Origin of the sequence: Argonema antarcticum A004/B2 (genome assembly GCF_023333585.1) — a bacterium.
GTDB lineage: Bacteria > Cyanobacteriota > Cyanobacteriia > Cyanobacteriales > Aerosakkonemataceae > Argonema > Argonema antarcticum.
Map to the genome: position 1 here is coordinate 71373 of NZ_JAIQZN010000008.1, position 13518 is coordinate 84890.

9 protein-coding genes are annotated in these 13518 nt (G+C 47.2%); 5 read left to right on the forward strand and 4 right to left on the reverse strand.

The annotated features are described in order from the left end of the window. On the forward strand, positions 1 to 5834 hold a 5834-nt coding region (locus tag LAY57_RS05445), incomplete at its 5' end, for a Calx-beta domain-containing protein (RefSeq protein ID WP_275993631.1). A gap of 102 nt (positions 5835 to 5936) precedes the next feature. Here the strand turns inward: LAY57_RS05445 and LAY57_RS05450 are convergent. The 3 genes from LAY57_RS05450 to LAY57_RS05460 all read right to left on the reverse strand — a co-directional run bounded on the left by LAY57_RS05450 (position 5937) and on the right by LAY57_RS05460 (position 7723). Continuing rightward, on the reverse strand, positions 5937 to 6083 hold the full coding sequence (locus tag LAY57_RS05450) for a YkvA family protein (protein WP_249065309.1): 147 nt from the start codon (positions 6081 to 6083) through the stop codon (positions 5937 to 5939). Positions 6084 to 6163: 80 nt separating this feature from the next. Then, entirely contained in the window at positions 6164 to 7426 is a 1263-nt protein-coding gene (metK, locus tag LAY57_RS05455) for a methionine adenosyltransferase (RefSeq protein WP_249065310.1), read from the reverse strand. 93 nt (positions 7427 to 7519) lie between these two features. Next, complete coding sequence (locus tag LAY57_RS05460; protein WP_249065311.1) at positions 7520 to 7723, reverse strand: hypothetical protein; 204 nt, start codon at positions 7721 to 7723, stop codon at positions 7520 to 7522. Positions 7724 to 7942: 219 nt separating this feature from the next. On the opposite strand from LAY57_RS05460, the gene cbiT reads away from it, so the two are divergent. Both cbiT and LAY57_RS05470 read left to right on the forward strand, forming a co-directional pair. Then, entirely contained in the window at positions 7943 to 8545 is a 603-nt protein-coding gene (gene cbiT / locus LAY57_RS05465) for a precorrin-6Y C5,15-methyltransferase subunit CbiT (protein ID WP_249065312.1), read from the forward strand. A 65-nt stretch (positions 8546 to 8610) separates the two neighbouring features. Further along, positions 8611 to 9483, forward strand: coding sequence for a phosphatidate cytidylyltransferase (locus tag LAY57_RS05470; RefSeq protein WP_249065313.1), 873 nt, complete (start codon positions 8611 to 8613; stop codon positions 9481 to 9483). An 83-nt stretch (positions 9484 to 9566) separates the two neighbouring features. Here LAY57_RS05470 and LAY57_RS05475 read toward each other — a convergent pair whose 3' ends face one another. Then, a complete protein-coding gene (locus tag LAY57_RS05475; RefSeq protein ID WP_249065314.1) occupies positions 9567 to 10445 on the reverse strand; it encodes an LmeA family phospholipid-binding protein in 879 nt (292 codons plus the stop codon). Between the two features lie 601 nt (positions 10446 to 11046). Here LAY57_RS05475 and LAY57_RS05480 point away from each other — a divergent pair. Continuing rightward, a complete protein-coding gene (locus LAY57_RS05480; RefSeq protein WP_249065315.1) occupies positions 11047 to 12615 on the forward strand; it encodes a reverse transcriptase domain-containing protein in 1569 nt (522 codons plus the stop codon). An 82-nt stretch (positions 12616 to 12697) separates the two neighbouring features. Then, a complete protein-coding gene (locus tag LAY57_RS05485; protein WP_249065316.1) occupies positions 12698 to 13477 on the forward strand; it encodes a pseudouridine synthase in 780 nt (259 codons plus the stop codon). Positions 13478 to 13518 lie beyond the last annotated feature (41 nt).

Sequence of the window (13518 nt, forward strand, 5' to 3'; positions counted from 1 at the left end):
ACTCCAACGACGTCAGCGTGCTATTAGGGACAGGGACGGGCAATTTTGGCGCTGCTACCAACTTTGCTGTGGGGGCTTATCCCGCTTCCGTCACCGTAGGAGACTTCAACGGCGATGGGAAAACCGACATCGCGGCGGCGAACCGTAGCTCCAACAACGTCAGCGTGCTGCTCAATAACAACCAACCCACTGCAACGCTCACCATCATTGATAATGACCCAGTAAGCGTTGAGTTTTCTGCGGCTACCTATCAAGTTAATGAAAATGGTACGGTAGTTGGTGTTGCAGTTACTATCAATCGCACTGGCGATGCACTCAGTCCCGGTAGTGTAGATGTGCAGTTTACTGATGGAACTGCTACGGGTGGAACTGATTTTACTAATACCACTCAAACTATCAACTTTCTTAGCAACGAAACAACTAAAACTGTTGTCGTTCCCATCACTGACGATAACTTAGTGGAAGGGAATGAAAATCTTACCCTGACTTTAATTAATCCTTCGGCCAATTTCGTTTTAGGTACGCAGAAAACTTCAACTCTAACTATTGTCGATAACGATAACCTCACCGCCACCATCGCCGCTGGTGCTACACCCACCGAAAGTGGCCCCACCAACGGCACATTTGTCATTACCTTAGATAGCCCAGCCCCAGCAGGTGGTTTAACCGTCAACTTCGCCCTCGCCGGAACCGCTACCACCACCACTGACTACAGCATCGCCGCCGGAAGCAACATTAGCGCCGTCACCGCCACCAGTTTTACTATTGCCGCCGGAACTACTAGCGCAGTACTAAATGTTGCTCCCGTTGACGATAATATAGTTGACGCTAACGAAACAGTCGGAATTACTCTAGCAGCAGGTACAGGTTATAACGTCGGTGCAGCAAATAACGCCAGTCTTACCATCACCGACAACGACCCGATAATTAATATCACAGCGGGTACAGATCCCAGCGAATCCGGCCCGACTAACGGCACATTTAATATTACTCTTAACGGTGCTACTCCATCCCCAATTACCGTCAACTTCAACACCACTGGCAGCGTTGCCACTCTTACCACCGACTACACATTTGACTTAGCCAGTAGCACTAATATTACTGCGATTACCGCTACCAGCTTCACCATCGCAGCGGGAGTCACCAGCGCCATCTTAGTCGCAAAACCCGTAGACGATGCCGTAATTGAGGCAGGTGGGGAAACAGTAAAAGTCAACCTCGACCTTGGAACTGGTTACAGTCTCGGTGTTGGGAATACTGCTGTGGCTCAGTTTACCCCCGCTACCAACTTTTCTGTGGGGACTCAACCCTTTTCCGTCACCGTGGGAGACTTCAACTCTGACGGGAAATCCGACATCGCCACAGCGAACGTTGGCACCAGCAACGTCTCAGTGCTGTTGGGTAATGGGACAGGCAGTTTTGCCCCTGCTACCAACTTTGCCGTGGGGACTGAACCCCGTTCCGTCATCGTAGGAGACTTCAACGGCGACGGCAAATCCGACATCGCCACAGCGAACCGTACCACCAACAACGTCTCAGTGCTGTTAGGGACGGGGACGGGCGGTTTTGGCGCTGCTACCAACTTTGCCGTGGGGTTTGGTTCCCGTTCCGTCACCGTAGGAGACTTCAACTCTGATGGGAAATCCGACATCGCCACAGCGAACGACTTCGCCAAAAACGTCTCAGTCCTGTTGGGGGATGGGACAGGCGGTTTTGGCGCTGCTACCAACTTTTCTGTGGGGAGTAGTCCCCTTTCCGTCACCGTGGGAGACTTCAACGGCGACGGCAAATCCGACATCGCCACAGCGAACGTTACCTCCAGCAACGTCTCAGTGCTGTTAGGGGATGGGACGGGCAGTTTTGGCGCTGCTACCAACTTTTCTGTGGGGACTGCTCCCTATTCCGTCACCGTAGGAGACTTCAACTCTGACGGGAAATCCGACATCGCAACGGCGAACGGTGCCACCAGCAACGTCTCATTGCTGTTAGGGGATGGGACGGGCAGTTTTGCCGCTGCTACCAACTTTGCCGTGGGGATTAGTCCCCTTTCCGTCACCGTGGGAGACTTCAACGGTGACGGCAAATCCGATATCGCGGCGGCGAACGTTACCTCCAGCAAGGTCTCAGTGCTGTTAGGGGATGGGACGGGCAGTTTTGCCGCTGCTACCAACTTTGCTGCGGGTAATGGTCCGGCTTCCGTCACCGTAGGAGACTTCAACGGCGACGGCAAATTCGACATCGCAGCGGCGAACTATAACTCCTTCAACGTCTCAGTTCTGCTAAACAACAACCAACCCACATCAACTCTCACCATTGCCGATAACGACCCAGTAAGCGTTGAATTCTCAGCCGCCACCTATCAAATCAACGAAGATGGCACGATAGTTGGTGTCGCAATTACTATCAATCGCATCGGTGATGCACTCAGTCCGGGTAGCGTTGACGTTCAGTTAACCAATGGAACTGCTACAGGTGGAACTGATTTTACTAATACTACTCAAACTATCAACTTTCTTAGCAACGAAACAACTAAAACTGTTGTCGTTCCTATCACTGATGATGCTTTAGCCGAAGGGAATGAAAATCTTACCCTGACTTTAGTAAATCCTTCTGCCAATTTCGTTTTAGGTACGCAGAAAACTTCAACTCTAACTATTGTCGATAACGATACTGATGTTACTCTCGCCATTTCACCAAGTTCGCTAACAGAAGATGGTGCAGCCAATTTAGTTTATACTTTCACCCGTGCTGGTGATACTACTACTGCTTTAACTGTCAACTTTAATGTTGGTGGTGATGCAACTTACAACACCGACTACGCCGTTATTGGTGCAGATACTTTTAGTGGAAGTACTGGTACTGTCACTTTTGCGGCTAATTCTACAACTGCTACTGTTGCGATTGACCCGACTGCTGATTCTACTATTGAATTAGATGAAACAGTTGATTTAACTTTAGCTGCTGGTAGTAATTATAATGTTGTCACTACCAGTGCTGTCACGGGAACTATTACTAATGATGATGCCGCAGTAGAATTCTCCCAAGCTAACTATCAAGTCAACGAAGATGGTACAGTTGTCGGTGCAACTGTTACGATTAATCGCACAGGTTTAACCAATAGTCCCGGTAGTGTAGATGTGAAGTTCGCCAATGGAAGTGCAACAGGCGGAACAGATTTCACTAATACCACCCAAACGATTAACTTTGCTAGTGGCGATACGAGTAAAACCGTCACCATTCCCATCAATGACGATAACTTAGTTGAAGGAACAGAAAACTTTACTATCTCGTTAGCCAATCCCAGTGCTGGAATTTCGATTGCTACTCAAAATTCTGCCACTGTGCAAATAATTGATAATGACGTACCTCCCACTCTTTCCATCAGCGATATCGCTCAATCAGAAGGAAATAGTGGTACAACTAACTTAAACTTTACGGTTAGCTTAAATACAGCAGCGGGTCAAACTGTCACCGTCAACTACGCCACCCAAGACAATACCGCGACTACAGCAGATAGCGACTACACCAGCGCTTCTGGTAGTCTCACTTTCAATCCTGGGGAAACGCAAAAAACTGTCTCTGTTGTCGTTAATGGCGATACTAAATACGAAACTGACGAAACCTTCAATCTGAATCTCTCCAATTCCATCAACGCGACTAGCACTAATTCTGTCGGTGTCGGAACTATCCAAAATGATGATGCGATTCCGACAATTGCCATAGCTGATGTTAGTCAAAATGAAGGTCAATCGGGTACTACCAATTTTATCTTCCCCGTTACTTTATTGAATCCCAGCTATCAAACTGTCACGGTTAATTACGCGACTTCTGACGGAATTTCTACTGCTGGTGTTGATTACAATAGTGCATCGGGAACTCTGACTTTCAATCCGGGAGAAACTCAGAAAAATATCACTGTTGCTGTCAACGGTAATACAACTGTAGAAACAAATAAAAACTTCCTGGTCAATCTTTCTAATGCCAGTAATGCGACGATAGTTGATAATCAAGCGGTTGGTACAATCGTTAATGATGATGCTGTTCCAACGGTTAGCAATATCGCCAAAACTGGTGATGAAGATACCACTATCGCCTTCGCTGCTGCTGACTTTACCAGCAAATTTACTGACCCGAATGGTGATAGTCTAAGTAAGATTAAAGTGCTTTCTCTTCCAAATAACGGTATATTGCAACTGAATAGTAGCAATGTCACTGTTAATCAAGAGATTTTGGCGAATGATTTAGGGAATCTTCGCTTTATTGCTGTGGCGGATTGGAATGGGAATACGAGTTTCAATTGGAGTGCTTCTGATGGGGCAAATTATGCTCCAAATGCTGCTGCTGTTAGCTTGACAATTAACCCGGTTAATGATGCGCCTTTTGTCAATGCAGCAATTCCATTTCAAACGACTAACGCCAATAATTTGTTCAATTTTACTTTCGCTACTGATACTTTCAAGGATATCGATGTTGGCGATACTTTAACTTATAGCACCACACTCGCTAATGGTAATGCTTTGCCGAATTGGTTGTTCTTTAATCCTTTCACTCGCAATTTAGTTGGTATTCCCACGAGTAGTGATGTGGGGACGATTGTGCTGTCTGTGAAAGCGACAGATTCAGCTAATGCTAGTGCTAATACATCTTTTGCTTTAATAGTCAATGGTGCTACTGTATCGCCAGATGCAGATTGTTTTTGCGAGTCGATTGTTCGTCCAGATATTAACAATCTTCCTGGTGTTTCGGTGGCGCTGAATCTAGTTGATATAACTCAATTTGGGAATAATAGCAACGATAGCATTACTGGTAATAATGGGAATGATGGACTTTATGGATTGGGTGGTGATGATTTTATTTTTGGGAAAGGAGGTAACGATAATTTAATTGGTGATAAGGGTAATGATACTGCTTTTGGTGGGATTGGGAAGGATTGGATTGCAGGTAATCAAGGTAATGACGTTATAAATGGTAATGAAGGCGATGACGTTATAAATGGTAATGAAGGTAATGATACTGTTCGCGGTGGTCAAGATAATGATTTGGTGCGTGGTGGTCAAAATGATGACTTGATTTATGGCGATAAAGGTAATGATACCCTGGGTGGAGATAAGGGTAACGATACCATTTTTGGCGATAATAATGATTTAGATAGTAGCAATAACTCTGGACGTGATTTAATTTTTGGTGGTAGCGGCGATGATGTGATTAATGGTAATGCTGGTAATGATTCTATCTTTGGGGAAGATGGTAATGATATTGTGCGTGGTGGTAAAAATGATGACATTGTGTGTGGGGATGCTGGCGATGATATTTTGTATGGAGAGTTAGGTAATGATAGTTTGTGCGGTGATGATGGAAATGATACGATGTATGGGGGTAATGGTAGTCTGAATCCGATCGGTGCTAATGGCGAACGGGATGAATTATGTGGTGGTGCTGGTAATGATTTGCTGTTTGGTAATGAAGGAGATGATAAGCTGAATGGGGAAGATGGGGATGATACCCTCGTCGGTGGGAAAGATAATGATACGCTGATTGGTGGTGCTGGTAATGATGTGCTGATTGGCGATTTAGGTAATGACTTGTTGACTGGTGGTAGCGATCGCGATACATTTATCTTGACATCTGGTAAAGGAAGTGATATAATAACAGACTTCCAAGATGGTCAAGATTTAATGAGTTTGGGTGGTGGTTTGAGTTTTGGGCAATTGGCGATCGGGCAAAGCAGCAACAACACTATCATCACCGTAAAAAGCAGCAACGAACTGTTAGCTACTTTCAATGGAATACAAGCCAGCTTAATTAACCAGCAAGATTTTGTTTTAGTCTCCTAACTCATGCTTACACCATTCTCAATCAGGCTGAAGAAACGACCTTATTATCAGCGAGGTCGAAGAGCCGAAAAGCTTATTCAGTCTACGTTTGAGCTATAGTTGTCACCCCTTCAGGGGACTGAAGGCATAGGCAACTACACCAGCGGCAAATAATCTTGCATACCAAGGAACTCTAGGATCTTTACAAGCTAGATAAATAGCATAAGTTTCTTTTTTAAGTTGCCTCGCCTTTTGTTTCCACGTTTCCATAAGTCCTATACTAACCAGTGGCAAAGTGTAAGGTGGGCAATGCCACCCTACACCGCCAAGAGAGGAAGTTGTGCCTATATCTAAGAGAGGGCAGGAGCAGCTTTAGCAGCTACTGCTTCTTTTAACAACGCTACCTTATCTGTTTGCTCCCAAGGCACGTCTATATCTGTGCGTCCCATGTGACCGTAAGCGGCGACATTCTGATAGAAACGACCGCCGCGATCGGCTGGAAGATGACGCAATTTAAAAGCCTCGATAATACCTGCCGGACGCAGTTCAAAATGCTCTTTGACTAAATCCAGCAATAGATCGTCGTCTACCTTGCCAGTACCAAAGGTTTCTACCATGATGCTGACAGGTCGAGCGACGCCGATCGCATAACTTAGCTGAACTTCGCACTTTTCTGCCAGACCCGCAGCCACAATATTTTTAGCCGCATAACGACAAGCATAGGCAGCCGAACGGTCTACTTTCGTGGGGTCTTTGCCGGAAAAGGCTCCGCCGCCGTGACGGGAGTAGCCGCCATAGGTATCCACAATGATTTTCCGTCCGGTGAGGCCAGAATCTCCTTGCGGGCCACCAATAACAAATTTGCCGGTGGGGTTGACAAGAAAGCGAGTTTGTGCATCAGGCTTGACATCAATGTCTGCAAAAACTGGTTCTACCACCGCTGTCCAAAGGTCTTCTTTAATTTTGGCTTGAACAGCGGCTGTTTCGGTGATGTCGCCAATGGTGGCATTATGCTGGGTGGAAATGAGGATGGTATCGATGCCAACGGGTTTGCCGTCTTCGTAGGCGATCGTAACTTGACTTTTGCCATCCGGGCGCAGATAAGGCAAATCCCCTGTTTTTCTTACCGCTGCCAATCTGCGGCAAATTCGGTGAGCTAAACTGATCGGCAATGGCATCAGTTCTGGGGTTTCGTTGCAGGCGAAACCAAACATCAAACCTTGATCGCCAGCCCCAACGGCGTCAAATGCCTCATCGCTGGACATCTCGCGAGTCTCAGCCGCCGCATTAACCCCTTGGGCAATATCGGGAGATTGTTCGTCTAAGGCAACCAGAACTGCACAACTGTTGGCCGAGAAGCCATTGTCGGCGTCGGTGTAGCCAATTTCAGCTATTTTGTTCCTGGCTATATTAACGTAGTTAACTTGGGCTTTGGTGGTAATTTCGCCGGTAATCAGCACTAAGCCTGTGTTGACGACAACTTCTGCGGCTACGCGGCTATAGGGGTCTTGGGTGAGTAGTGCATCTAGAATAGTGTCGGAAATTTGATCGCAGATTTTATCTGGATGACCTTCGGTAACCGATTCGGAACTAAACAGGTAGCGACGAGACAATGGAATCTCCTCCTGGGATGAAGCTTTTGGAAGACTGGGTGTTTGGGCTAAGTTGAGCCACTGTAACCAGCCATCATAACAAGATTTCTACCTTTAGGCTGAAATTTGACTTTCTAGAGACACATCTTCATACAGTGCGGCGATCGCTGTGCGAAAATCTAGGCTAGCCAGGTGAACTTCTTCTCCGGCGGTATAGGGGTAGAGTACCCAGCGTCCCTCGGAATTGCAGCGGAAGCAATCTACGCGAACTTTATCAGAGCTAATTAGCACGTATTCGCCATTACTACTAAAAACCAATTTAAACGCGATGCCTCAAGAGCGTCGCCCCACGTCCTAAAAGACTCCTGGGTAACATAACTGAAGTTTTGTCAACAGCTTTACCAGCCAATGGATTGCGACGGGTAACCGATAGACTTGAGTTATCCTGCCTGGTGCTACTCCCAGTCTGGTAACATCAGCACAAAGCGTGGGCTTGGATAGGGCATTATATCCAGTATGCTCCTCTCAAGGATTTCTATGTCTTCCCAACTTTGGCCCTATATTACCCCTGGCATCCCCGACGAGCTATTCGATCGATTGCCCGGTATTCCCCTCAGCAAGCGAGAAGTCCGACTGCTGTTGATCTCCCATTTGCGATTGTTGCCAGATACTGTGTTGTGGGATATTGGAGCAGGCACAGGCACAATCCCTGTGGAAGCCGGATTGCTTTGCCCCAAAGGCAAGATAATCGCGGTAGAACGGGATGAAGAAGTGGCAAGTCTGATCCGCCGCAATTGCGATCGCTTTGATGTCCGCAATGTGGAAATCATCGAAGGTAGCGCCCCGGAGTGTCTCAAAGATTTATCCCAGACACCCGATCGCGTTTGCATCGAAGGGGGACGCCCCATCAAAGAAATCCTCAAAGAAGTCTGGCACTATTTGAAACCCTCTGGCAGAATAGTCGCCACCGCTAGCAATCTAGAGAATCTTTACGCCATCTCCGAAAGCTTTTCCCAGTTGCAAGTTCGGAATATTGAAGTCGTACAGTCCGCCGTCAACCGCCTGGAAACGCGAGGCACCCATCAAACTTTTGCAGCTGTCAGCCCCGTTTTTATCCTCAGCGGCGAAAAGCTAAACTGAATCAAATATATAGTTAGATCTTAGATTTTCAATTCAATCTAAAATCTAAAATCCAAAATAGCCTCATGCCTTGGTCTCGTATACTTAGCGGAATTGTTGCAATTATCCTTGCTTTGGGGATGACTCTCTTGGGAGGGTGGTACTTCACCCTCTGCTTTGGCATTATTGTCTATCTTGGTCAGTTGGAATATTTTCAGCTGGCGCGAGCCAAGGGAATTGAACCGGCTGGGAAAACAACTCTAGTTGTTAGCCAGATCTTGTTAGTGGTAGCTACAGTTTCCTCGGATCTAGCTGACGCAGTATTTCCAGTAGCGGGGACGTTTATTTGTTTCTATCTCCTGTTTCAGCCGAAATTTGCCTCCATAGCCGATATTTCCACCTCAATTTTGGGGCTGTTTTATGGCGGCTATTTGCCTAGCTATTGGGTAAGATTGCGATCGCTAGAAAGTACCCAAACCAGCAACTTACCTTTAGGAGGCTACTGGCCTGAAACTTGGACAAATCTGCAAGCTCTCCCCCAAGGTCTTACACTCACCTTGCTGGCTTTCGTCTGCATCTGGGCAGCTGATATTGGAGCTTACATTATTGGCAAATTTTTTGGGAAAACTCGTCTTTCCGACATCAGCCCCAAAAAAACAGTAGAAGGAGCAGCTTTTGGCGTCAGTGCCAGCGTAGCCGTAGGTGTAGCCGGAGCTTGGTATCTCAATTGGCCTGGTTGGCCTCTCACCGGCGTTGCCTTGGGTCTGCTAATTGGCATCGCCAGTCTCCTGGGAGACCTCACCGAATCAATGATGAAGCGAGATGCTGGTGTCAAAGACTCCGGGCAACTTATCCCCGGTCACGGTGGCATTTTAGACCGCGCCGACAGCTACGTTTTTACCGCACCCCTCGTTTACTACTTTGTGACTTTGCTTCTGCCACTGTTACACAGAGGCTAAGGAAGAGAGGGGCTAGGGGCAGAGGGGCAGAGGGGCAAATCTTCCCCCTCTTCCCTAGCCCCTAGCCCCTAGCCCCTAGCCCCTTAATCAGTTCTGACCAAAATGCCACCGCGACAAAAGAGTTGATTTGGACTTAACGTTAGTTCCTGAAGATCGACTTCTGGGCCTAAGTCCAGCTGGAAAGTATCTAAAGAAGGAAAATTTAGATCGAGATCGACCTCAATCTGGGGATCGATAAATCGCAGTTCGTGGCAGCTAGCTAGCTCTACACCAGTGCAAATCATTATTTTAGAGTAGGAATTTTGTTTGCGAGAGTGTGTGATATCAAATCCGTCGGTGTCGGAATTGTTTGTTTTTCCCCTCTGCTCCTCTGCTCGTCTGCCCCTCTGCGGCACTAATGATTCAGACACAAGGGGAAACGATCCGATCGTTCCGGTCAGTTTGATTTTTCCAGAGTCGATCGCCATATTCTCCCAAGTAATGTGCCGATTTTGAAGAAGTTCGGTCGGATTCTGGCAGCCACCAGCTTTCAGCAGGGCGATCGCAAACTCAGTCAAAGCATTAGGTAGCAAAGTCCCTTGGAGGGAAGCATTCAGGTCTACTTCTTCCACCAGCAGCTCCCCAGTAACCGGAAGAGGTTCTAGCAAGCGCAGCGGCTTACCTTTTAAAACCTGGCCGAGATTAATCCTGATAGTTTCTGCGACCAACTGAATTTGTCTGAGATGCAACCCTTGATAGACGGCTCGGCGAGCCGAGAGGGATACCTTGGGAATATGGCCGGTGAGGAGAAGACGATCTCCCGCCTGGATGTTGATCTGGAGGTCTTCCACTTGCTCCAAGAGCGATCGCAGCCACAGTCGCACAGCAGGAGTCACTACCTTGGTGATAATGCCACTTTGTTTAAGCGCTTGGCGGCTTAAGCTTTCTGGATAATTATCGTCCTTCGAGGGAGCATGGGACATAAAGATAAATCAAGAGTAATGCTTTATTCAGGTAATATTTGTACATAGTTTACCTGTGTGCGATTCGTTGCTGTCGAATCAGTGGCCAAAACCACGAAATAACACAGCCCACAACCATTAAAGGTTTGTGGAACTCTCTAGATGATAGAGGTGCAAGTCCTCTCTGCCAAGTACGGGCATGACTCCCAACCTACCCACAGTGACTCGACTCGGAATTCGAGAGGCTGAAGCTGGGAATAGGGCGCAATCAGAGGTTGACCGATACCACACTGGCGCTAGGGGAGTCCCTACGGTGAAAACAGAACCTCAAAAAGCAACCCAGACTTAAGCAGGACGGAAAAGATTAACCCCCCTGACTTCATTAGAGATAACACCCGCTAGACCTACAGGTAGTACTAGCCGTACTAAGGGTATCTAATGGTTGAATTGGTTCCACCTAAAGGGACAAGACAATCACTTGAGGGAACGAAGAAAAACGAATCTAAGGTCTTTGGGAGGTCGAACCCAAGGTAGACGCGACGAGGCGAGTAACCCTTTAGATTCGGGTAGGATTCGGCGTAACTGCCGAAAGGCAATCAGAACACATAACTTGGAGTAGAGAATGATTAGGCACGGCCTTAGCGCTAGTGAATTCTGGAACAAATTACCTTGGAAGCAATTCCGTAGGAATCTGTTTCGCCTACAAAAACGACTGTGGAAAGCTATTCGAGCCAATGACCTGCGTAAAGCCAAGTCATTACAGAAGCTAATTCTGAAGTCCCGCGCAGCAAGACTACTGGCAATCCGTCAAGTCACACAGCTAAATGCAGGTAAGAAAACACCGGGTATCGACAGCAAAGCGTCCCTGACCCATCAGGAACGCTTAGATTTGAGCGTACTACTCAAATCGAATGTTAACACTTGGACGCATCAAGGGCTGAGAGAAATTCCCATACCCAAAAAAGATGGGTCAACCCGACTATTAAAAGTGCCAACAATGTATGACAGAGCGTGGCAATGCTTAGTCAAATACGCCATAGAACCTGCACACGAAGCAACATTCCAAGAACGGAGTTACGGATTTAGACCGGGTAGAGCGGCGCATGACGCCCAAAAACACCTATTCGACAACCTAAAATCCAATGTCAATGGAATAACCAAGCGCGTCATCGAATTGGATATCGAAAAATGCTTTGACAGAATAAGTCATACTGCCATTATGGACAGACTCATCGCCCCATTGGGGATCAAAAACGGAATCTTCCGTTGTCTCAAAACAGGAGTAAGCCCTGAATTCCCTGAACAAGGGACACCGCAAGGTGGAGTAGTTAGCCCACTTCTGGCAAACATAGCACTAAACGGTATCGAAACTATACACTCATCGGTAAGATATGCCGATGACATGGTTTTCTTTCTCAAGCCTAAAGATGACGCTCAAAAGATACTTGACCAAATCCGCCAGTTTCTCGCAAAAAGAGGGATGAATGTTAGTGAAAGAAAGACAAAAATAACCGCAGCGACAGATGGATTTGACTTTCTAGGATGGCACTTTAAGGTGCAGAAAAACGGAAAGTTTCGGAGTCAGCCCTCAGTGGATAACTTCCAAAAGTTCCGAGAAAAAGTCAAGAAAATCGTCAACAACTCGAATTATGGGGCAAGGGTAAAGGCAAAAAAGCTAGCACCTATTGTCAGAGGATGGAGAAACTACCACCAGTTCTGTAAGTTAGACGGCTCACGATTTCGTTTATGGCACATCAACAAGAGAACGTGGAAAGTATTCAACAAAGAAAGTAAGCTAACCCGCTATCACGTCAATCACCTGATAGACAAAGCATTCCCGGCCATCCCCTACCACGAAAACAGGTTCGTGATGGTAAAAGGAGACAAGTCACCTTTCGATGGAGATATCCTCTACTGGGCAAAACGCAACAGTGCGTTATACGACGGTAGAACCTCTAAACTGCTCAAAAAGCAGAACCATACCTGTGGATACTGTAGTCATCTTCTCATAGGAGAAGAACGGGTGCATTTGCACCACAAAGACGGCAATCATCACAATTGCAAGGATAAAAACCTGATGGTTGTCCACGAAAGCTGTCACGACCTCATCCATAAGAGCAAATCAGATTGTCGGGAGCCGGGTGCAACGAAAGTCGCACGCCCGGATCTAACCGAGAGATGCGGGGAGTAATATCCCCCATCGACTCAAACAGTTCTACCAAGATTAAGCTTGAACCTAAAAGACTAACAAGTGGGTTCGCGCAGTCCCTACTATGCAAGAAAGGCTGCAAAAGATACTATCCCAATGGGGCATTGCCTCGCGCCGTCAAGCAGAACAATTGATTCTCGCGGGGCGCGTGAGCGTCAATGGCACCCCCGCTTATGTGGGTCAAAAAGCCGATTTCCAGAGCGATCGCATTGAAGTCGATGGCAAACCTCTCAAAGGAGCCGATCGTCCCAAGCTGATTTATCTCCTGCTCCACAAACCCCCTGGAGTTGTTTCCACCTGTAGCGACCCGCAAGGACGCCCCACCGTTCTCGATCTGCTGCCCGCCGAACTCCGTCTCAAATCAGGAATACACCCCGTTGGTCGCTTGGATGCCGAAACTACCGGGGCATTATTGCTGACGAACGACGGAAACCTAACGTTCCGCCTGGTTCATCCCAGCCACAAAGTTTCTAAGACTTATCATGTATGGGTGCAAGGTCAGCCCCCCGAAAAGGTGCTGCAAATCTGGCGTCAGGGAATTGTTCTAGCAGGCAAAAAAACTTTACCCGCTCAGGTCAAAATAATTAAAACCCGGCCAAACGGTGACAAAACCCTCTTAGAAATAGTTTTGAAAGAGGGCCGAAACCGGCAAATTCGACGAGTGGCGGAAACTCTGGGATACCCAGTAATTCACATTCATCGCACTGCGATTGGCCCTATTCAATTGCAAACACCCAAGGAGTCACTATTGCCAGGTCACTACCGTTCGCTCAAAGATGATGAAGTTGATTTTTTACAAGGCGCAGGATCGAATTTAACAGACAAGCCAGCCGATAACAGATAATTTTGCTAAACTCCTCCGGGAGGATTTAACAGACAAGGCTG